The 19,384-nt window shown below is 65.7% G+C and carries 16 protein-coding genes and 1 riboswitch; of the genes, 7 read left to right on the top strand and 9 right to left on the bottom strand.

The window, feature by feature from the left end; all coding sequences use genetic code 11:
- Window positions 1-8: 8 nt before the first annotated feature.
- A complete protein-coding gene (locus J2D77_RS00115) occupies window positions 9-986 on the bottom strand; it encodes an MBL fold metallo-hydrolase (RefSeq protein WP_207843929.1) in 978 nt (325 codons plus the stop codon).
- Between the two features lie 168 nt (window positions 987-1,154).
- Window positions 1,155-1,373, top strand: a riboswitch (cobalamin riboswitch).
- Window positions 1,374-1,502: 129 nt separating this feature from the next.
- On the opposite strand from J2D77_RS00115, the gene J2D77_RS00120 reads away from it, so the two are divergent.
- The 4 genes from J2D77_RS00120 (at window position 1,503) to J2D77_RS00135 (ending at window position 6,782) form a co-directional block, all read left to right on the top strand.
- Complete coding sequence (locus J2D77_RS00120; RefSeq protein ID WP_207843931.1) at window positions 1,503-3,725, top strand: TonB-dependent receptor plug domain-containing protein; 2,223 nt, start codon at window positions 1,503-1,505, stop codon at window positions 3,723-3,725.
- A 218-nt stretch (window positions 3,726-3,943) separates the two neighbouring features.
- Window positions 3,944-4,990 carry an ABC transporter substrate-binding protein gene (locus tag J2D77_RS00125; RefSeq protein WP_331000030.1) on the top strand — a complete coding sequence of 349 codons (1,047 nt, stop codon included), beginning with the start codon at window positions 3,944-3,946 and terminating at the stop codon, window positions 4,988-4,990.
- Window positions 4,987-6,009 carry a FecCD family ABC transporter permease gene (locus J2D77_RS00130; protein WP_207843933.1) on the top strand — a complete coding sequence of 341 codons (1,023 nt, stop codon included), beginning with the start codon at window positions 4,987-4,989 and terminating at the stop codon, window positions 6,007-6,009. The genes J2D77_RS00125 and J2D77_RS00130 overlap by 4 nt, the downstream gene beginning before the upstream one ends.
- Window positions 6,009-6,782 (top strand): ABC transporter ATP-binding protein, encoded by a 774-nt coding sequence (locus tag J2D77_RS00135; RefSeq protein WP_207843935.1) that lies wholly within the window; start codon window positions 6,009-6,011, stop codon window positions 6,780-6,782. The genes J2D77_RS00130 and J2D77_RS00135 overlap by 1 nt, the downstream gene beginning before the upstream one ends.
- Window positions 6,783-6,820: 38 nt before the next feature.
- Here the strand turns inward: J2D77_RS00135 and J2D77_RS17585 are convergent, their stop codons facing one another.
- From J2D77_RS17585 to J2D77_RS00160, 5 genes are all read right to left on the bottom strand, one after another.
- Complete coding sequence (locus J2D77_RS17585; protein ID WP_207843937.1) at window positions 6,821-7,351, bottom strand: DUF3916 domain-containing protein; 531 nt, start codon at window positions 7,349-7,351, stop codon at window positions 6,821-6,823.
- 64 nt (window positions 7,352-7,415) lie between these two features.
- Window positions 7,416-9,782 carry a beta-N-acetylhexosaminidase gene (locus tag J2D77_RS00145; RefSeq protein ID WP_230975369.1) on the bottom strand — a complete coding sequence of 789 codons (2,367 nt, stop codon included), beginning with the start codon at window positions 9,780-9,782 and terminating at the stop codon, window positions 7,416-7,418.
- Window positions 9,779-10,972, bottom strand: a complete 1,194-nt coding sequence (locus tag J2D77_RS00150) for a BadF/BadG/BcrA/BcrD ATPase family protein (RefSeq protein ID WP_230975370.1) — start codon at window positions 10,970-10,972, stop codon at window positions 9,779-9,781. The genes J2D77_RS00145 and J2D77_RS00150 overlap by 4 nt, the downstream gene beginning before the upstream one ends.
- A complete protein-coding gene (locus J2D77_RS00155) occupies window positions 10,969-11,904 on the bottom strand; it encodes an N-acetylmuramic acid 6-phosphate etherase (RefSeq protein ID WP_207843939.1) in 936 nt (311 codons plus the stop codon). The genes J2D77_RS00150 and J2D77_RS00155 overlap by 4 nt, the downstream gene beginning before the upstream one ends.
- 19 nt (window positions 11,905-11,923) lie before the next feature.
- The gene (locus J2D77_RS00160; RefSeq protein ID WP_207843941.1) at window positions 11,924-13,396 is read right to left on the bottom strand and encodes a sodium:solute symporter; all 1,473 of its coding nucleotides are present in this window, start codon (window positions 13,394-13,396) and stop codon (window positions 11,924-11,926) included.
- 219 nt (window positions 13,397-13,615) lie between these two features.
- On the opposite strand from J2D77_RS00160, the gene msrB reads away from it, so the two are divergent.
- Entirely contained in the window at window positions 13,616-14,035 is a 420-nt protein-coding gene (msrB, locus tag J2D77_RS00165) for a peptide-methionine (R)-S-oxide reductase MsrB (RefSeq protein ID WP_230975371.1), read from the top strand.
- A gap of 61 nt (window positions 14,036-14,096) precedes the next feature.
- Here the strand turns inward: msrB and J2D77_RS00170 are convergent, their stop codons facing one another.
- The gene (locus J2D77_RS00170) at window positions 14,097-14,810 is read right to left on the bottom strand and encodes a TetR/AcrR family transcriptional regulator (RefSeq protein WP_207843943.1); all 714 of its coding nucleotides are present in this window, start codon (window positions 14,808-14,810) and stop codon (window positions 14,097-14,099) included.
- A 314-nt stretch (window positions 14,811-15,124) separates the two neighbouring features.
- Between J2D77_RS00170 and J2D77_RS00175 the strand changes: the two genes are divergently transcribed.
- A complete protein-coding gene (locus J2D77_RS00175) occupies window positions 15,125-16,360 on the top strand; it encodes an AI-2E family transporter (RefSeq protein WP_207843944.1) in 1,236 nt (411 codons plus the stop codon).
- Window positions 16,361-16,613: 253 nt separating this feature from the next.
- Window positions 16,614-17,423: a fumarylacetoacetate hydrolase family protein gene (locus J2D77_RS00180; protein WP_230975372.1), complete on the top strand. Its 810-nt coding sequence runs from the start codon at window positions 16,614-16,616 to the stop codon at window positions 17,421-17,423.
- A 187-nt stretch (window positions 17,424-17,610) separates the two neighbouring features.
- Here the strand turns inward: J2D77_RS00180 and J2D77_RS00185 are convergent, their stop codons facing one another.
- Together J2D77_RS00185 and J2D77_RS00190 are read right to left on the bottom strand one after the other, a co-directional pair.
- Window positions 17,611-18,144: a Dps family protein gene (locus J2D77_RS00185; RefSeq protein WP_207843946.1), complete on the bottom strand. Its 534-nt coding sequence runs from the start codon at window positions 18,142-18,144 to the stop codon at window positions 17,611-17,613.
- Window positions 18,145-18,350: 206 nt separating this feature from the next.
- Window positions 18,351-19,331: an NAD(P)H-dependent glycerol-3-phosphate dehydrogenase gene (locus tag J2D77_RS00190; RefSeq protein ID WP_207843948.1), complete on the bottom strand. Its 981-nt coding sequence runs from the start codon at window positions 19,329-19,331 to the stop codon at window positions 18,351-18,353.
- Window positions 19,332-19,384 lie beyond the last annotated feature (53 nt).

The following is a 19,384-nucleotide window of genomic DNA, read 5'->3' on the forward strand; positions in this document are numbered from 1 at the left end:
GGCAGGGGTCAGGGAAAGTCATACACACCACCCGGTTCGGCGGGCACGAAGCGGTCGGGGGCAATGTCTGCCGCCAGCAGGGCCGCATGCAGGTCTGCACAGGGGGCGGTGCGGGCTTCGTCGGTCAACTGGAATGTTCCCCAATGGATTCCCAGCGCCTGCCGGGCCCCGATATCGCGGAAAATACGCACGGCCTCCACGGGGTTTACGTGCTGGGTCGCCATGAACGAGCGGGGTTCGTAAGCCCCGATGGGAATAAGGGCGACATCCGGCGCGCCGTAGCGTGCGTGCAGGTCGCGGAAAATCGCGCCCTCGCCATACCCCGTATCACCCGCAAAGCCGATTTGGCCCTTGGGCGTTTGCAGCCAGAACCCGGACCATAGCGCCATGCGCCGGTCCCGCAGGCCCCGGGCGGACCAGTGGTTGGCGGGGGTCAGCGTTATGGTGGCATTGCCCACGTCCAGGCTTTCGCCCCAGTCGCGGGTCTGGACCCGCGCGCCCGGCACGGCCTTGCGGATAATCGTATCGTTGCCCAGCGGCGTGACGATCAGGGGCGCGTGCTCCGCATGCAGCCGCTTGAGCGTAGCGGTGTCGAGATGGTCGTAATGGTTATGGCTTACCAGTACCGCATCGATCGGCGGCAGGGTGTGAAAGGCAATGCCCGGTGGCGTGACCCGCCTGGGGCCGATGAAGGTGAACGGGCTCGCGCGCTTGGACCAGACAGGGTCGGTCAGGATATTCAGCCCTGCGACCTGAACCAGCAGGGAAGCATGGCCCACCATGGTGATCCGTATGCCCTCCACCCGCTTTTCGGGCACTGCGGGGGCCAGGGGGACGTGCTGCGGCCATTTCGCGGGTTTGGCGGTACGCTTCCACTGCCAGATATCGCGCAGGGAATGCCCCTTGCGGTCCTGGCCGGGGTTGAAAAAACGCTGGCCGTCGAAATGATCGCTCGGGGGCCCGGAATAATAGCGGTTGGAAGCCATGAAGGATGTCTCTCCTCGCCTGTGTCGGGCTGGTGTCGGGGTGTGTGGCAGGACCGGTCTTGCGGTGCGGGCAGCCTATCCAGCGTTAGCTTTGCCGTGGCGTTCCGGCAATGGCCGAAGGGGGCTGCATCCCGGCTTTGACCCTTGCACAGGCTGGCGCCAGCCTATAAAGCACCATCGCATGATGGTTTCCCGTCAGGGAATGAAAAGGGAACCGGGTGCGGGCGGCTTTCGCCCCATGCCCGGGCTGTCCCCGCAACTGTAAGCGGCATGTTCCACGTTTCTCCGCTGTTCAACGCAGCGGACCCACTGGAAGGCACTTTCCGGGAAGGGGTGGTGGAACGCCAAACCGCAAGCCAGGAGACCTGCCATCATATGGAGTTGCAAACGGGGCATGTCGGTCGGGGGGTGTCGGCAGGTCGGGTCAGGGATCGCGTAGCGCGTGCAGGTGCGATGGCGCGCGCAGGATCGCCCGCCAGGTCTCGTGGCGACGCTCTGTCTTGCGGCTGCCCTATCATGACGTTTCGTTTGTTTCTGTTGACCGGTTCCGTTCTCGCACTGGATTGCGGCGTGGCCCACGCTGCTTCCGCTACTTCATCCGCCGGACAGAATGCCCGCACCATCGCGGCCCCGAAAGCCGCGCCGGCGGGGCCAGCCACCCCCGCGCGGCCGGGTGTTGCCAACACCCGGCCCACAGCGCCCACGCCATCCACACTTGCAGCGCATGCCCCCGCCGTGCCGCCGTCCGGTGCCGCGGCGGCGCTGCCCGTGCTGTCGCGCAATACCGATGTGTCACCCGAGAGCATGACCGTAAGTGCCGCGCGCAGGCCGATCGGCGTGGATGAAATCGGCACGGCCATAACCGTCATCACCGAAGAACAGATCCAGACACAGCAGCGGCGCAGCTTTGCCGATATCCTGGCACGCCAGCCGGGGCTGAATGTCGTGCAGACCGGTGGTTTCGGGGGCACGACCTCCATTTTCATGCGCGGCAACAATTCGAACGAAATCAAGGTCCGCCTTGACGGCATGGACATCAATGACGGCAGCCAGCCCAACGGCATGTTCGACGCCGCCCAGTTCGTGACCGATGGCGTCGGGCGGATGGAAATCCTGCGCGGCCCCCAAAGCGGGCTGTACGGGGCGGATGCGATGGCGGGCGTGATCGACATCACCACAGCACGGGGGCAGGGGCGGTTCACGCCTTTCGTGCGGATCGAAGGGGGATCTTACGGCACGTTCAACCAGGTTATCGGGGCGCGCGGCAGTGCGGGGCGGTTCCACTACAATGTCGAACTCTCGCATTACCGGCTGGATGGTTTCCATGGCGTTCCGGCCTATATCGACCGCTATTTCGGCGCGACCCGCGCGCAGCGCCGCCAGGGCGATCGCAACGACAACCGCTCGGCCAATATCCGCCTGGGCTACGACGTGACCGATCATTTCGACCTTGGCCTGACAACCCGGCTGGTCCAGAGCAATTACCATACCTACAATGCCTATGACCTCATGGACGAGGTATACGGCATGGCCGGGACGGAAAGCGAAAAAACCACGCAGAACGAAGCCATTGTGCGCGGCACGGCGCATCTTTCCTCGTTCGGGGGCAGGTTCGACCAGGTTCTTGGCCTGGGCTACATGACCACGCGGCGTAGCTGGACCGAAGCCGGGACCGACGTGGATGGCGGTCCCCTGGCATGGGACCCCACCTATTACCGTTCAAGCCGGATCAAGGTGGACTGGCACGGCACGGTGGATCTCAAGACCTACGGAACGCTTCTTGTGGGGGCCGAGCATTTTCATGAATGGTTCAGTTCCAACCAGGGCGATACGTCGGGCACCGCAACCCCGTTCAGCACCAGTGTGGGCATGGATACAACGGCGGGGTACGGGCAGTACCAGGGCAACTGGAACCATATCCTGTATGGAGCTGCCAATATCCGCTACGACGCCAATTCCCGCTACGGCAATTACCTGACATGGCGCGTGGCTCCTTCCATCCATGTGCCGGGCACGGGCACGGTAATCAAGGCCAGTGGCGGCACGGGGTTCCATGGCCCGTCGCTGTACCAGTTGTTCGGCAACCAGATCGGCCCCAGCTATGCCGAACTGGGCAACAGGGCCCTGCGGGCCGAACGCCTGATCGGCTATGACGTCGGGATCGAGCAGAAACTGGCTGCGGACCGCCTGCATTTTGGCGCAACATGGTATGAAAGCCATGAACGCAACCTGATCCAGTCCACCACCGCCTATGACGTGTCCAGCAGCGGCTATTATTACTCCACCTATTCCTACGCCAACGTGGCCCGCGCGCGCATGTACGGGGTGGAGGCGTTCCTAGACTGGAAGGCGCTCAAGACGCTGGATTTCAACCTCAACTACACCTGGACCCATGCGCGCGACGCCAGCACGGGGCAGATGTTGCAGCGTATTCCCCAGCACAAGTTCAACTTCAACACCACGTGGTCCCCGGTTCAGGATTTCACGCTTTCGGGCAATATCCTGTATGTCAGTGGCTGGCGCGACACACCCGTCATTGCCGGGGCAAGCGGGTATTGCAGCACCTGCGCCAAGGGCCATGGCTACATGACGATCGACCTTGCCGCCAATTACAAGATCAACCGCTATGTGAGCGTGTACGCCCGGGCGGACAACCTGCTCAACCGCCAGTATGAAAACCCGGTGGGCTACCTGCAGCCAGGCCGCGCGGGCTATGGCGGCGTAACGCTCAGCTACTGATGGTGTGCGGCCTGTCACCTCGCGCCGCGATAAGGGCGACAGGCCGCAGCCTTTCCGGGCCAGACGCGTCCAGGCCAGACGCGGCAAGTGGGCAGGCCCGGCCCGGTTCTGCCCGAGCCCTCCTTTCGCCCCCATCCGTTTGTGCTCGCGCTGTTCGGGCACCGGTCGCGCCAGGGCTTGGGCCATCGGGGCGGGGCGTTCTGGGCGGGCTTTGTGCCGTGGGGGGCGGGTTGCTGCTGGCCCTGCCATTGGCCCTGGGCGTGGCAGGCCATGCGCGGGCCAATGCGCAAGGCCTGCCTGTTCCGGCCCCCATGGTCGGGGCGGTGTCCGGACCCGGTGTCGCGCCTGTTCAGCCCCCTTCGGTTCAGGTGGTGCCCGGTTCCGGCGGGGCGGGGCAGGGTGCGGGCCGCCGCCGTGTTGCCTCCCTTAACCTGTGTACCGATCAACTGGTCCTGATGCTGGCCGATCGGGCCGATATTGTCGGGCTGAGCGCGCTGGCGCGGGACTGCACATTGTCTGTCCTGTGCGAACGGGCCCGCGCGGTGCCGGTGTTACCCACCACCGCCGAGAGCGTTCTAGCCGCCCGGCCGGGCGTGGTACTTGCGGGCGATTTCACGGCCAGGCTTGCGGTCAGTGCGGCAAGGCAGGTCGGTGCGAACGTGACGACCTTGCCGCCCGCATCCTCCCTGGCGGATGTCGGGCGCCAGATCATGCTGGTGGCGCGGGCTGTGGGCCACCCCGAACGGGGCCAGGCCCTGGCTGCGGCCTTTGCCGCGCGTCTGGCGGAACTGGCGCGGGCGCCCACGCCATCGGACCCGGTTGCCGTCATTTACGAAGCCAATGGGCTTGTCGTGCATAGGGGCAGCCTGCTGGATGACGTGCTCATGCGCGCAGGGCTGCGCAATTTCGCAACAGTCATGGCCCTGCCATCCGCCAGCGGGCGTGTGCCGCTGGAAGTGCTGCTGAACCACCGGCCGGAGCTGCTGGTGCGCAACCCGTCGGGGCCGGGTTATTCGCTGGCGCAGGGCATGCTGGAAAACCCCGTTCTGCTGGCCGCCTTCCCCCCGCCGCATGTGGTGGACGTGCCGCAAAAGCTCTGGCTGTGCGCCCTGCCACAGACGCTGGACGCGCTGGCCATCCTGCGCCATGCCCGCGATGCACTGACCGCCAGCGCCCAGCCCCCCATTGCTTCCCTCACTGCGCCTCCCATCGCGCCTCCCATCGCGCCCCCCACCGCTCCGACCCGGGAGATCACCGCACCATGACGCGCGCATCTTTCAAACCCGTGCCACCCGCATTGCTCAATGGCGGCCTGGCCGTGGTGGTGGCGCTGCTGGCGGTGGCGTCGCTGCTATGGGGGGAAAGCACGCTCGATATTCCCGCGGCCCTGGCCGACTGGCTGGGTGGCAAGCCGAGTGTCGGGGCTATCGTGCTGGGCCAGCTTCGCCTGCCGCGCACGGTGCTGGCCCTTATGGTGGGCGGCACGCTGGGGCTTTGCGGCGCCGTGCTGCAAGGTTACCTGCGCAACCCCCTGGCCGATCCCGGCCTGCTGGGCGTATCCGGCGGTGCCGCCCTGGGTGCTGTCTGCGTGTTCTATACGGGACTGTTCCAGCTTGCGGCCCCGCTGCTGCCCCTTGGCGGGTTGGTGGGCGCGCTGGTGGCGGCCCTTGTCCTTGTCGTGCTGGTGGGGCGCGGCGGCCCGCTTGTGCTGCTGCTGGCCGGGGCGGCGTTAAGCAGTTTTGCCGCGGCGCTGACCGCACTGGTGCTCAACCTGGTGCCCAGCCCCTATGCGATTTTTGAAATTTCGCACTGGCTGATGGGCTCGCTGACCGATCGCACCATGACCGATGCCGCCCTGGCCCTGCCCGGCGTGGGGGTGGGCATGGCGCTCATGTTCGGCACCGGCCGCGCGCTGGACGCGCTGACCATGGGGGAAGACGTTGCAACCAGCCTCGGCTTCAGGCTGGGCGGGGCTTCGGGCGTGCAGATGCGCGTGGTCCTTGGCACCTCCATTGCCGTGGGGTCGTGTGTTGCGGTTTCCGGGGCGATCGGGTTTGTGGGGCTGGTGGTGCCCCATCTGCTGCGGCCGCTGGCTGGGCACCGGCCATCGCGCCTGTTGCTGCCCGCCTGCCTTGGGGGGGCTGCCTTGTTGCTGGCGGCCGATCTGGGCGTGCGGCTGCTGGCCAGCCAGGCGGAACTGCATCTGGGCGTTGTCACGGCGCTGGTGGGTGCCCCGGTATTTTTCCACCGGGTTATCCTGTTCAGAAAACGGAACATGCTCTGATGCTGATGGCGGACGATATTTCCTACGCGGTCGGTGGCACGCCCCTGCTCTCGCATGTAAGTGCGGCTTTTCCCGCAAGCCGGGTCACGGGCATTATCGGGCCCAATGGCGCAGGCAAAAGCACGTTGCTGCGTATTGCGGCAGGCCTGCTTGCACCGGGTGCCGGTCAGGTATCGTGCATGGGGGAAGGGCTTGCCGGCATGACGCTGGCGCGGCGCGCGCGGCACCTGGCCTATATGCCCCAGGACATGCCGACCCTGCCCCCTATGCCCGTGCGCGAGGTGGCGTCATTGGGCAGGCTGCCCTACGGCGAAAGCCCGGCCCAAGCCCTGCACCACCTGGCGGTGACCCAGGCGCTGGACAAGGTCGGCCTGACCGGGCTGGCCCACCGCCTGGCCAACCAGCTTTCAGGCGGGGAGCGCGCGCGGCTGATGCTGGCGCGTGCCCTGGCCATGCAAACCCCCATCCTGCTGGCAGACGAACCGGTGGCGGCACTGGACCCGGCCCATGCCCTGGCTGTCATGGGGGTGTTCGCGGGGCTTGCGGCCAGCGGGCGCTGCGTGGTGGTCGTGCTGCATGACCTGCTGCTGGCCACCCGCTTTTGCGACACGCTGATCATGATGAAGGACGGCCATATCCTGCACCAGCTTGCCCCCGCCCACCTGACGGATGCCATGGTGCGGCAAACCTACGGCGTGACCTCCCGCCGGGTGGACGGCGCCTTCGTCCCGTGGGATCTGTGTACGACCGATCCGTCAGACCAGACCCGGTAAAAGCCGCGGATTTTTCTATTTGGAAAATTGATTTATTTTTAAATGTCTTTCCATATTATATGGAATCCGCCCTGGAACGAGATATGCTCGTCCCGGTCCTCGATCCAGTGGCGGAAAGACAATGTGGAGAAAAAATCAGGAGCGGATAGGCCGAAATCTGTGTGAAGAGATCGTTCCTGTCGCTCCGTCTTTTCGATATAATTTTCAGTGTTTATATTTCTGTAAAGCAATTTTTGCCATGTGCAGTCCGAAAAGCAAATTCCAACTTCCGACCCCAGCATATTAGGATAAGTCATGAGGCTGTAAACGCGATTCAAGGAATTATATTTATGAAAAATTCTTGATATAGTCATCATTTTTGAAACCATGCGTTCCGCGCAAAAATACAGTGCTGCGCGATTGGCGTATGTGCAGTCAAGCCCGGGTAATCCGAGGGGAATTTTCCAGGCCACGTACTCCTTGAACGGTCTGGTACCGACGGTGTGTTGCAAATGATCATTTCGGGTGGACCAGTCCCAAATTCGGTTGGCCACATCGCAACTGAAACTTTCACGTCCCAAATCTGTCATGGCAACCTTTGCTCACCCGAAAGACCGGCCAGGGAGCCGGCGTGATAGGACCAGGAACCGGCTTCTAGCGTTCGGCCTGTTCGACAAGCTGGGCCACGCCGGGGACGATGCGCTGGATCAGGTCGCCGGGTGGTTGCGTCGCGTTGGTCACGACATGGATGCTGGCCGAGGCCGCGATTTCGGCCCGCGCATGGTCCAGCGTTTCGCGCGCATTTTCGCGCCAGCCGGGCGTGCGCTCCACACCCAGTGCGGCAAGCCCCGCGCGCGCCAGTGCCGCCAGTTCGGCGGAGGCGGGTATGGCTTCGGCCAGGGCGGGGTTATGGGCGGCATCGCGCATGAAGGCGGCATCGTTATTGGCCCACAGGGTCAGGGAGCGTTCCAGGTCGGGCTTGAGTTCCATCATGCCCTGGGTATAGGCGGCGGCCTCCGCATTGAACGCATCGGCGGTGAAGCTGTCGGGGCTGGCGATATCGGCCGGTGTTCCCAATGCCTGGAGCATCGCCTGCTGCTTGTGCCGGATCTGCAGGAACTCGTGGTTATGCGCATAGTTCCTGACGGGGGAAACCACATCGAACAGTACGGCGGCGGCCTCCGTCTGGCCGGGGGCCAGGCGGGCCAGCATGCGCGCCGGGCCCGATGCCGCGTGCAGGCCCAGCACGTCCAGTTCGTCGCGCAGGATGGCAAGCCGGGGGGCGAGTGTCGCACTCTCGCACCGCGCGGGGGCCGACCAGAACCGTTCGGCCAGGGCGGCGGCACGGGGCCACAGCCGCGCATCAAGCATGTCTTCGGACACCACTTCGGCCCACAGGGCGGTTTCGGCCCCCAGGACATGGCTTTTCTGCTCGTCCGACAGGGGGGACACGGGGGCATCGTCTGCCTTGTCCGGCGGCGGGGCGGCGATGGTGCCACCCGGCCCCGTGGTCTGGGCGGCGGCCTGGGCTTCGGATGCGTCCTTGCGGGTGTCGAACGGATCGGTGTCGTAATAGGCTTGCGCGGGCAGAAGCCGGTCCAGGTAATACGGGCCCGACACCACGGTGGGGTGGCCCTGCTGCGTGGCCTGGGCGGTATGGGCGGGGCCGCGCCAGCTTTCTATAATGGTGTCGGGCGGGGTGTCGGCCGCCAGTACTTCATCCCACCCCATCACGGTCTTGCCGTGGGCGTGCAGGAAGCGGGCCACCTGGCGGGTAAAGGCGGCTTGCAGGTCGGCGGGTGTCGCCAAGGCGTGGCTTTTCATATAGGCCACGATGGCAGGGGCCTGCAGCCACTGGCGGGCCACGACCTCATCCCCCCCGATATGAAAGACCGGGTCGGGGAACAGGGCGGCCATTTCCGTATAAAGCGCGTTCACGAAAGCCAGTGTCTCGGGCTTGGTGGGGTCCAGTGCCGCGCGGTTGATCTCCGCCCGGTCGGTCGTGTTCAGGGGCAGGATGGCGGCGTAGCGCGGATAGGCCTGCAAAAGCGCGAATGTATGGCCCGGCGTGTCGAATTCCGGCACGATGCGAATACCCCGTAAAGCGGCCTGCGCTACAAGGTCGCGGATCTGGTCCTGGGTATAGAATTGGCCGTGGCTGCCGATATCCTGCAACAGCGGGTAGCGCCTGCTTTGCACGCGAAAGGCCGCGCCATCTGAAAAATGAATGTGCAGAACATCAAGCTTGACCAGTTCCATGGCGTCGAGCTGGCGCAGGAGGGCGGGCATGCTCATGAAATGGCGGCTGACATCGAGCATCAGCCCGCGCCATGCAAAGCGGGGTGCGTCCTCGACGCTGGCCTGTGCCATGATCGGCCCGTCACTTCCCTGCCGGACAAGCTGCAAGACGGTTACAAGCCCCCGCAGAACGCCTACGGGTTCCTGCGCATTCAGCGTAATACCATCGGGTGCTACGCGCAGTTTGTAGCCTTCGCGCATGGCGGGGCTGGGGAAGGGCGCGTTTTTTTCGTAACCGATATGCAGCGTAAAGCCGGGTGTATCCCTGGCGGCCTGGGTGAATGTCAGCGGGCGGCCGGCCAGTGTCTCCAGCCTGTGTTCAAACCGCGCAACCGCCTGGGCCAGTGCAGGGGTCTGCGGGCTGAGCCAGTCGATGGCGATGTTGTCGGCCAAGGTGAAGGACGCGCCATCCGCATGCAGGACAGCGGGGGCGGGCAGGGGGGATGGTTGCGTAAAAGAATTGATAAGGAAAGCAGTTTTGGGCGCGTCCGTATTTTCGGGCGTAGGGGCCGTGCTCTGGGCGTGTGCCTGTGTGCCAGCCCCCGCCACAAGCAACGCCGTCATGAGCAGCGCCCGCCAGCAGCCCCGCAGCCCCGGTCGCGTGGGGCAGGGCAAATCCCGCCGGGCTTGCCCCGAACGGTGCTGCCCCCGCGCGCGGGATGCGGGCCCGGGGGGCGGCAAGGGCGTGCAGGCGGCATGCGGTGGGGCAGGGGATCGGGTCATGCGTTGGTTTGTCCATCTGCGGGGAAAATACGCGCCAGCGCGTTGCCAAGCCGGGCCCGGCAGGTTTCGTCCCATGCCCAGCCTGCCAGTTCGGCCGAACGCAGGGCGGCCCCTCCCAGCGGGGGCAGGGCGGGGGGAAGGGGGGCCGCACCCAAATGCTCGGCTACGGTGTGGCGCACGGTCAGGCTGTTCATCACGCTGCCCCCATAACTCCACACAACGGGTGTATGTTCCGGCATATGTCCGGTGGTGGGGGTGACACGGCTTGCCGCCAGCCGGGCCTGCCGGGCCAGGTGGGTGCCCGCGCGTTGCAGCAGGGCGGTGGCCTGCATGTCGCCCGCATGGGCCAGATCGTCCACCACATGGGCCAGTGCCGCCATGGCCGAACGGGGGTGCGCACGGGTCCGCACCCATTCGCGCAGCGCGTCAGCCGCGTTATCGCCCGTTGCAGGCAGGCCCAGCCGGTGCAAAAGGGCGGTGGCGAACGCAGCTTCGCGGCGTGCGGCCCCGTCGAGAAAACGCGTGACATGCCCAAGGGCCTTGCGGCCGATCCAGTATCCGCCCCCTTCATCGCCCAGCAGCCAGCCCCACCCGCCGACACGGGCAATCTGCCCCCCGGCCCCGCGCGCCATGGCCACAGACCCCGTGCCCGCCAGCACGAAAACCCCCGCCCCGCCACCGAACGCGGCGCGATGCGCGGTTTCCACATCGTTTTCCAGCCACAACCGGATAGCCCCGCCCACGGGTGCTGCAAGACCCGCGCGGGCGACCTGTTCCTGCTCGGCGGAGGATGGGCGTGCCGCGTCATAGCCAGCCATGCCCAGTGTCGCGGCTTGCAGGGCAGGGTGGCGCATGCGGTGCAGCAGGTCGTGCAGGTTCTGCGCCCATTCCGGTCGGTCGAACGGGTTGCAGCCCGGCCCGCTGGCATGGGCCAGCACGCCGGCATCGCGCGTCAGCAGCACGGCGCGCGTATGGGTGCCCCCGCCATCGATGGCCAGAATGGTGTCGGGAACGGTGCTATCGGGGGTGCCACTGGTGACGTCACTGGGGGCGCCATTCGGGGTGCTGGTCGCCGCACCCGTGCTGGAACTGGCTTTGGTGCCCATGTCCACGCCCGGGCCGGCGTTAATGGCGCTACCGGTGCCCGATGCGTGGCCCGGGCCAGTGGGGTCGGTGGGGCTGGCGGTCATGCTTCAGGCTTTGGGGCGGTGGGCACGGTATTCCGCGCTGCCAGCCTGTCCAGGGCCGCGCGCAGGTGGCCGCCGCACAGTTCCAGCAGCGCGCGGGCCTGTGGCGCATCCAGCCCGTGGCGCAGCAGGATCGCCAGCTTGATGCTGCCGCTCGCATCCCGCAATGCGGCCACGGCCTGGTCCTGGGTGCATCCGCTCAGGTGGCGCACCATGCGCTGGGCCCGCGCCACCAGCTTGGCGTTGACAATGCGCATGTCCACCATCTGGCCCCGCCACGTATGGCCAAGCCGGATCATCAACGTGGTGGAGAGCAGGTTGAGCGCAATTTTCTGGGCCGTGCCCGCCTTCATGCGGGTGGAGCCCGCCACGACCTCCGCCCCCGTCAGGGTCAGGACCGGGCAGTCGCTTTCAGCCAACAGGCGGGTGTCGGGGCTGCATGACAGGCCGATCACAAGGCTGCCCTGCGCGCGGGCGCAGGCAAGGGCCGCGCAGGTATAAGGCGTGCCCCCGCTGGCCGCCACGCCGATGACCACGTCGTTGGGCGTGGGGGTGTGGGCGGCCATGGCGCGCGTGGCTTCGGCCTCGTCATCCTCCGCCCCTTCCACGGGGCTGAACAGGGCGGCATCGCCACCGGCCAGCATCAGGACAAGGCGCGCGCGCGGCCAGCCATAGGTGGGGATAAGCTCCACCCCGTCCTGCAACCCGATCCGTCCGGACGTGCCCGCGCCCACATAGAACAGACGCCCGCCCCGTTCCAGGCGGGGCAGGGCTGCGGCAATGGCGGCTTCAAGCTGCGGCAGGGCTGCCTTGACGCTGGCTGCGGCATCTAACTGGCTTTCCAGCAGGGCGGACAGCACAGTGCCGGTCGGCCACAGGTCCAGGCTGTCGTAGCGGGGGTCCAGCGTTTCAGTTCGGGCGGGGGGCTGCGTCATCGATAAAGCGGGGGCTCCGTCAGCGGGGGGCATGGCGTGTCTGCCTTATGGCATAACCTGTCAGGGCCAGCGCGAACAGGGTTGCCATGCCCAGCACGATCAGCCAGGCGAAGGCCAGCGGTTTTCCGTACGGGTGCAACATCTGCATGGCCAGCAGCATCAGCGGCACGCTCAGGCAGAAGGCGGGCAGCAGATCGGCCTGATTCAGGCGGGGTATGAGCATGCCCGCGACAAAGCTGCCCAGTATGGGCCCATAGCCGCAGGCGGCAATGGAAAGCCCGAGCATGATCACGGACTGGCTGCCCTGCGCAAACAGCCCGGCACACACGCATAGTCCTGCGGCCCAGACAACAGTGACAAGCTGCGCAAAGCGCAGCGCGGAGATATTCAACCGCGCAGCAAAAGCCCGGCAGGGGGCCGCGAAATCACCCACCGTGGCGGCCGTCATGGCCGACAGGGTGGAGGAGAGCGAGCCCATGGTGGCGGCGAGAATACCCGCCACCAGCAACCCGCGCAGCCCGGCGGGCAGGTCCTGCGCGATATAGGCGGGGAAAATCGCATCCGGCGTGCTGAACCCCGCGGCCTGCGCGGATACCCCGCCATGATGCACCCAGAGCAGCACCCCAACGCCCGAGAGCAGCGTGAACAATAGGCCCGCCCCCACGGCGCTGCCCATCAGGGCCAGCCGGGCATCGCGCAGGCTGCGCGCGGCCAGAACGCGCTGGACCATAAGCTGGTCGGTCCCGTGTGACGCCAGGGACAGCACGGCCCCGCCCCCTATGGCCGCAAGGGGCGTGAAGGCGCTGGTAAAGGGCGGGGTGTGGTGGGTGAAAAGCTGGAATTTTCCCGCCGCCCCCAGCAGGGCCAGCGTGTTGGCGGGGGCGGCGTGCCACAGCAGGGCCGCGCAAATGCCCGCACCCAGCAGGTACAGCACGAACTGGATACTGTCCGACCAGACAACCGCGCGCAGCCCGCCACGCAATGTGTAAAGCAGCGTCACCCCCATGATGGTGCACAGCACTGCGGCTTTGGGCACATTCACGTGCATGGCGTCCAGAATGGCGGCCAGCGGCAGCATGCCCGCGAACAGCCGCACCGCTTCGGCCAGCAGCCGTGTGATCAGGAACGTGCCCGACGCCGCGCGTTGCAGCCCGGGGCCGAAACGCTGGCCAAGCCAGTCATAGGCGCTGAGCATCCGCCCCTGCTGGTACAGGGGCAGGAACCGCCATGCCACAATGGCGCGGCCCAGCAGGTAGCCCAGGGCCAGCCCGCTGAACACCATGCCGCTGCCATAGGCCACACCGGGCACGCTGATCAGGGTCAGGGTCGATGTCTCGGTCGCGACCAGGGAAAGGCATAGCGCCCACCATGGCAGGTCTTTGTGCCCTTCCAGGTAGGCATGGGCCGAAGGCGAACGACCGGCCAGAACAAGCGAGAGGGCGGGCATGCCAGCCAGGTAGGCGGCCATGACCACAAGGTCGACCAGCGTCATGCCCGCATTGCCCCAGCCGGACACGGGTCAGGGCACGGTTTCGGGCACAGGTCGGGGCAGGGGGCGGCGCATTGGGTGGGGACGACACGGGGCAGGGGCATGGCGGGCATGATAGGCCTGTTCAAACGGAACCGGAACGGGCTTAATGCTGTTTGTAGCAAAGCAAGGGTCGGCCCAGCCTGCTGTGCCATGGGCCGGTGGCGGGCCATGGCCACCAGCATGAGGCAGAAACCCATGAACACCAGTTGCTCCCCCGCCGGATGCGGGCCGCGCGCACCACTTACCCCCGAGCAGGAACGGATATTGCGTGAACACGGCACGGAATATCCTGGCTCCAGCCCGCTGAACCACGAAAAACGCGAAGGTGCGTATCATTGTGCGGGATGCGGCGCATTGCTGTTCCGCTCTGCCACCAAATATGACAGCGGCAGCGGCTGGCCGTCTTTCTGGGCGGCGGAACCGGGGGCGGTGGCCACAGCGCGTGACACACGCCACGGCATGGTGCGCACGGAAGCCCATTGCGCGGCCTGCGGCGGCCATCTGGGGCATGTCTTCCCCGACGGCCCGCCCCCCACGGGTGAGCGCTATTGTATCAACGGCCTGGCACTGGATTTCCGGCCGGCGGAGGGCGCTGCCTGAAAGCCCAAGCCCAAGCCCCTTGCTCGGGGGCCGAAAGGCCATATGCCCGGGCGTGGCAGGGTCAGCCTGGCGGCGTGTCCGCAGTGCGGGGCTTGCCGCCTACCGCGCGTAGGAAAAAACTCCAAGCGCGGTCGAAATAGGCCACCCGGTCAGCGCATGTTTCCAGCGTTTCTTCCCCGAACAGGCTGTTATCCTTCGGCCAGCCGGTGATCATGCCGGTCAGCAGGCGGGCGGTCGTGTCATCCGCATGGCCGGGTTCGATCTGTCCCTGTTCCTCGGCCGCGCGCAAAAGGCGGATAAACGCATTGTGAAACGGCTCGCCTATGGCTTCCACCACCTGGCGCAGCAGGGACGGATGGCGGTGCCCGTCCGAGATCAGGATGCGGTAGATGCCCAGCGCTTCGGGGCGCAGGCTGAATTCCAGCTTCAGGAAGCTGATCTGGCGCAGTTCCTCCAGCGGGTCCTTGAGCGATATATCCGCCATGGCCTGGAGCAGCGAACTGGTCAGGTCCATGATAACCGCGACGAACAGCGCTTCCTTGGAGGGGTAGCGGCGGTAGAGTGTCTGCTTGCTGGCCGAGGCCTTGCGCGCGATCTGGTCGATGGAGGTCCCGGCATAGCCGTGCTGTACGAACAGCCCGGCCGCGATTTCCAGCAGGTACTGGTCCAGTTCTTCCGTATCGTGGGATGTCGGTCGGCCACACCGGCGCTTGCGGCCATGCAGGCACGGATTGGCCATATCCAGCGGTCGGGCGGATTTGTCGGGACGCGTCATACGCAGCGCTGGGCGGCGACTGGAAAGCGGTTCAGACAACGATCTTCCATCTTGCTGTGTGTGCCGGGCGAACACATCCCCGCGAGCGGGGCCGCCGGGCCTGATCGGACCTATGCTATATCGTGGTGTTTTAGTCAGGTGCAAGAATGTGTTGCAAGACCAGGGTGCAGGTATGTGTTGCGTGAATAAGGGATGCCGGGCCCCGCGTTTTCCCCCACAACGGAATAGAACGGCATTGTACCACGGGCTTGTGCGCCGCGCATCGGCAAAAGTGCGGAACCGGCACGCGTAACGGGCAGAAAGAAGGACATTCCATGCGTGACGTTTCCCGGGGCTACGACGTAGGGGACGACCCCGCCCAAGCTGCCAGTGCGGAGGACGGCGACGCCCCGCCAAGTGCAGCGGGAGCCCCCTTTGGGGCCACCCCTGGGGGTGTGCCGGGGCCCGATACCGCACAGATCGGCGATCTGGCAGCCACCATGCGGGATATCGAGGCGCTGGCGAAGCGCTTTTACCGGCTCACGGTGCTGATCGTGACCGTGGTGGCCTCCGTGCTGTTCATCAGTTCGGGGGGCGGGGTGGTCATGGTGGTGTTCGCCTCCATCCTGGTGGCGGTCTGCCTGCACGGGGCGGCGCGTATCATCTCGCGCGTGACGCGGGGGCCGCAATGGGCGTCGGTGCTCATGCTCGTCATGGGGCTTGTGGTGGGGGCGGTGCTGGTGGTCCATGTGTCCGGCCCGGAACTGATGGGCCAGGTGGCGCACCTGCATGTCGCCCTCAAGACCGAGCGTGACGCCCTGCACGCAACCCTGAACACAGAACCGCTCGGCCATGCCATTCTCGACCACCTGCCCAAGGTGCTGGGTGGCAACCAGGGGCCGGACGGCGCGGCGGGCAGTGGCAATAGCGGGTCCAGCAGCATGGATTTTGCCGGGTCCATGACCAATGTGCTGACCTCTACCTTCGGGTCCGTCGGCACGGTGGTGGTGATTATCATCGCCGGGGTGTATTTCGCGCTGTCGCCCCATCTCTATGCCAATGGCGTCTTGCGGGTCACGCCGGTGGCCTATCGCTCCGTCATGCATACGGTGCTGCTGACCGCGGCCCATACGCTTTCTGCCTGGGTGGCGGGGCAGATGCTGGACATGACCCTGATCGGCCTGCTGACATGGGGCGGGCTGTCCCTTCTGGGCATGCCGCTGGCCATGCCGCTGGGTTTTCTGGCGGGCACCGCCAATTTCGTGCCGTATCTGGGCACGTTCATAGGGGCGACCCCGGCCTTGCTGGTGGCGTTGTCCATCAGCCCGCGTGAAGCCCTTATGGTGGGTGGGTTCTACGCCGCCGTCCAGGCGTTCGAAGGTTACGTGCTTTCCCCCTTCATCCAGAAACGCGCGGTCAGCATGCCGCCCGCACTCACCATTCTGTCCCAGACCATTTTTGGCGCGTTCCTGGGCATATGGGGGTTTGTGTTCGCATCCCCCCTGACAGCGGTGCTGCTGGCGGTGGCCAAGCATCTTTCAGCGCCACTCGGGCGGAACGAAAAGATCTGACGGGCTGCCCTGAGAGGCCATGGGGCGGGAGGCAGCCCGCACCGCCAGGGCCCATGTGCCGGGGCTTGTCCGGGCGGGTGCCTCTGCCCATGCCTGTTGTTATCACAAATAATTGCGGACGGCCGGGCGCGGGATTTAATTGATAAAACGGCTGGCTGCTGCGTAGTGTTTTTGGAATAAGCAACAATAAACAGGCGCTTGTTCCGGGGTGGCGAAGGTCCAGCACGGCGCAGGCAGCCTGAAGGATCGTGTCATGCCTGCACGTCGTCTCTTTCTTTCCTCCGGCCTGCGCGTGGCGGGCCTTGCCGGTCTGGCCATGGCGTCCACCCGGATCGGTGCGTCAGCCGCCCCCCGCTCCGCCGCATGTGCGCCCACGCCGGAGCTGGTCATTCCGCCCCTTCCTGTTCCCACCCTGCCGGTGGCGGGGGAACATGGTGTGTTCCCGGTGCGCAGGATCTATTGCGTGGGGCGTAATTACCTTGCCCATATCAAGGAACTGAACCACGACACGCGTGAGCCGCCGTTTTTCTTCCAGAAAGCGCGCGACATGCTGGTCCAGAACGGGGCCACCATTCCGTACCCCACCCTGACCCATGATTACGAGCACGAGATCGAACTTGTGCTGGCCATGAAATCGGGTGGCATGAACATTCCCGCGTCCCAGGCGCTCGATCATGTTTACGGCTATGCCGTGGGCCTGGACATGACGCGCCGCGATTTGCAGAATCAGGCGCAGGAAAAACGCCAGCCATGGGAGGCGGGAAAGTCGTTCGACCATGCCGCACCCTGCGGCACCATCGTGCCTGCAGCCACGCTCGGCCACCCGCCAACCGGGCGGATCCATCTGGAGGTCAACGGCGTTACCGCATCGGACGGGCAGTTGAACGACATGATCTGGAGCCCGGCCGAAATCATCGCCCATCTGTCCACAGCGTTCGAGGTCGCCGCCGGGGATCTGATCTATACCGGCACGCCCCGCGCGGTGGGCAAGGTCGGGCCGGGTGACAAGCTTGTCGCAGCCATTGACGGCCTGCCAAGCTTGCAGGTCAGCATCACGTCCTGAAAGTCCTGTGCGGCAGGCGGGGAATTGCCACGCGGTGCGTGCAGCCCGGCCTGCCTGCTGCCGCGTAGCCCGGACGGACTGCCATCGGGCGGGGCTGGTCAGCCTGCATTGGGGGCCATAATAAAAAACAGGCGGGCGCTGGAACGCCCGCCTGCTGAACAGGGCCCGTGCAGGGCCGGGGTAATGTTCAGTCGTTACGGCCGAAGACGGGTCTTGTGCTTTCGAACAGGAACCACGTGCGGCGTTCGCCTTCATCGATCCACACTTCGATCAGGCTTGCCGTGGCCACGTCGTTTGCGTCTTCACACAGGGCATGCACGGCGCGCAGGCGTTGCACCAGTGTCTGGTTGTCATCCCGCAATTCGGCCAGCATGTCCTCAGGTGTGACGTAAAGCGCGTCATTATCGAGGATTTTCGTCATGCGGGAGATTTCCCCCACCGAATGCAGCGTCGTGCCGCCAATTTTGCGGGCACGTTCGGCCATGGGGTCGGTCATGGCGAAAATCTGCTGGCTCTGCTCATCCAGCAGCAGGTGGTAGTCGCGGAAATGGCGTCCGCTCATATGCCAGTGGAAATTCTTGGTCTTGATATAAAGTGCGAAAACATCGGCCAGCACCTGCGTCAGCCCGGTGGCGACGGCCTTGACTTTGTCGGCGTTCAAATCCGTGGGCGTGCCCAGATATTCCTTGACATGAATTTCAGCGGCGTTTGCTTTGGTCATGGGTCCCGGCCTTCCTTGATTGGTTTTATGGTGGCGGGGTTCCCTATGCCCGCCTTCTTTTAAAAATGGTGGCTGGCCGAAAGCATGCAAGGGGGGCGGGAGCATTCCTGCGGCGATAAGGATGCCACCATCCCGCCCATGCGGGTGGCCCTGCCGGGATAGCGGGGGGCAAAAACAGCCGGGGTGAAAAAACGTCGGGCCGCGTGTCAGGGCACCTTGGCGGGGTCGATCTCGCTTTTCAGCGGGCGGGCGAGCAGGCGCGCCTGGGCCTGTGCCAGTGTCAGCCGCCCTTCCAGAAAAGCTGCGATACATTCGGTAATCGGGGCATCCACCCCGTGCTGGCGCGCCAGTGTCAGCAAGGCCTCGGCGGTGGTTACACCTTCCGCAACGCCGGGCAGGGCCGCCATGGCGTCCTGCGTGGCGGTGCCCCGGCCCAGGGCCAGCCCCATCTGATAATTGCGCGACGCATTGCCCGTGCAGGTCAGCAGCAGGTCGCCAAGCCCCGAAAGGCCGGCCAGTGTGGCGGCCTGCGCGCCCAGTGCCAGGGCCAGCCGTGTCATTTCCGCAAGGCCGCGGGTAATCAGGGCGGCGCGCGCGTTCTCGCCCAGCCCCGCGCCTATGGTAATGCCCGCAGCCACGGCCATGACGTTCTTGGCGGCACCCCCAAGCTGCACGCCCGCACAGTCATGGCTGGCATACAGCCTGAACGTGGGGGTGGCGAGCCTGTCCGCCAGCATGGCCGCGCGCGCGCGATCGCCAGCCGCGATAACAGCCGCCGCCGGCAGGCCGCGTGCCACTTCACTGGCGAAATTGGGCCCCGACAGGACCGCCCCCGCCAGATCGGGGCGTATGCGTGCCAGAATGTCGAGCGGAAAGGCCAGGGTGCCGCGCTCTATCCCCTTGCAGCACAGAATTGTCGGAACGCCCTGCGGCACAAGGGGGAGGACCGTGGCCAGATGCTGGGTGGGTATGGCCACCAGCGCGCAGTCAAAGGACCCGACAGGTGGGGTGGAACTGACATGGACCGAAGCGGGAAGGGGAAAGTCCGGCAGTTTCGGCATCGCGCCGGAGGGCAGGGGGCATGCCGTGCGCGCCCAGACCTGCACCCGCGCACCCGTGCGGGCCGCGTGCAATGCCAGGGCCGTGCCCCACGCTCCTGCGCCGAGTACAAGAATATGTCCGCTCATGCCCAAGCCGTGCCAGACCCGCATCTTTCGCGCAAGATGATCTTTTTTACGGG

Source organism: Acetobacter garciniae, from assembly GCF_017377735.1.
Classification (GTDB): Bacteria; Pseudomonadota; Alphaproteobacteria; order Acetobacterales; family Acetobacteraceae; genus Acetobacter; species Acetobacter garciniae.

Bases quoted from the DNA above. Each gene is read 5' to 3' on its own strand.
- J2D77_RS00115 (WP_207843929.1), bottom strand. From the start codon at position 986: ATGGCTTCCAACCGCTATTATTCCGGGCCCCCGAGCGATCATTTCGAC.
- J2D77_RS00120 (WP_207843931.1), top strand. From the start codon at position 1,503: ATGACGTTTCGTTTGTTTCTGTTGACCGGTTCCGTTCTCGCACTGGAT.
- J2D77_RS00130 (WP_207843933.1), top strand. From the start codon at position 4,987: ATGACGCGCGCATCTTTCAAACCCGTGCCACCCGCATTGCTCAATGGC.
- J2D77_RS00135 (WP_207843935.1), top strand. From the start codon at position 6,009: ATGCTGATGGCGGACGATATTTCCTACGCGGTCGGTGGCACGCCCCTG.
- J2D77_RS17585 (WP_207843937.1), bottom strand. From the start codon at position 7,351: ATGACAGATTTGGGACGTGAAAGTTTCAGTTGCGATGTGGCCAACCGA.
- J2D77_RS00145 (WP_230975369.1), bottom strand. From the start codon at position 9,782: ATGACCCGATCCCCTGCCCCACCGCATGCCGCCTGCACGCCCTTGCCG.
- J2D77_RS00150 (WP_230975370.1), bottom strand. From the start codon at position 10,972: ATGACCGCCAGCCCCACCGACCCCACTGGCCCGGGCCACGCATCGGGC.
- J2D77_RS00155 (WP_207843939.1), bottom strand. From the start codon at position 11,904: ATGACGCAGCCCCCCGCCCGAACTGAAACGCTGGACCCCCGCTACGAC.
- J2D77_RS00160 (WP_207843941.1), bottom strand. From the start codon at position 13,396: ATGACGCTGGTCGACCTTGTGGTCATGGCCGCCTACCTGGCTGGCATG.
- msrB (WP_230975371.1), top strand. From the start codon at position 13,616: ATGAGGCAGAAACCCATGAACACCAGTTGCTCCCCCGCCGGATGCGGG.
- J2D77_RS00170 (WP_207843943.1), bottom strand. From the start codon at position 14,810: ATGACGCGTCCCGACAAATCCGCCCGACCGCTGGATATGGCCAATCCG.
- J2D77_RS00175 (WP_207843944.1), top strand. From the start codon at position 15,125: ATGCGTGACGTTTCCCGGGGCTACGACGTAGGGGACGACCCCGCCCAA.
- J2D77_RS00180 (WP_230975372.1), top strand. From the start codon at position 16,614: ATGCCTGCACGTCGTCTCTTTCTTTCCTCCGGCCTGCGCGTGGCGGGC.
- J2D77_RS00185 (WP_207843946.1), bottom strand. From the start codon at position 18,144: ATGACCAAAGCAAACGCCGCTGAAATTCATGTCAAGGAATATCTGGGC.
- J2D77_RS00190 (WP_207843948.1), bottom strand. From the start codon at position 19,331: ATGAGCGGACATATTCTTGTACTCGGCGCAGGAGCGTGGGGCACGGCC.